This is a genomic window from Pseudomonas sp. RW407 (assembly GCF_003176655.1).
Lineage (GTDB): Bacteria > Pseudomonadota > Gammaproteobacteria > Pseudomonadales > Pseudomonadaceae > Pseudomonas > Pseudomonas delhiensis.
Genome location: NZ_QGSL01000060.1, coordinates 1 through 562 on the forward strand (window position 1 = coordinate 1; position 562 = coordinate 562).

Sequence of the window (562 nt, forward strand, 5' to 3'; positions counted from 1 at the left end):
TTCCTCGACGACGCCCTGGACGTGAAGTTCGGCCGCTTCGGCGAGGGCGAGGACTTCAACAGCTTCCCCTGCGACTTCCAGAACCTGGCGTTCTGCGGCTCGCAGGTGGGCAACTGGGTGGGCGGCATCTGGTACAACTGGCCGGTGAGCCAGTGGGCGCTGCGGGTGAAATACAACCTCAGCCCCGAGTTCTTCGTGCAGGTCGGCGCCTACGAGCAGAACCCCTCGAACCTGGAGACCGGCAACGGCTTCAAGCTCAGCGGCAGCGGCACCCAGGGCGCCATCCTGCCGGTGGAACTGGTGTGGTCGCCGAAGGTGGGCCCGCAGCAACTGCCGGGCGAATACCGCCTGGGCTACTACTACAGCACCGCCAAGGCCGACGACGTCTACGAGGACGTCAATGGCCAGCCCCAGGCGCTGACCGGCGACGCCTTCAAGTCCCACGGCAGCAAGCACGGCTGGTGGGTGGTGGCGCAGCAGCAGGTGACCGCCCACGACGGCGACGCCTCGCGCGGCCTGAGCCTGTTCGCCAACTTCACCGTGCATGACCAGGCGACCAACA

Annotated in this window: 1 protein-coding gene; it reads left to right on the forward strand. The window is 66.9% G+C overall.

The window, feature by feature from the left end; all coding sequences use genetic code 11:
• A partial coding sequence (locus DK254_RS05800; RefSeq protein WP_177412029.1) for a carbohydrate porin occupies nt 1–562 on the forward strand: 562 nt, incomplete at both ends.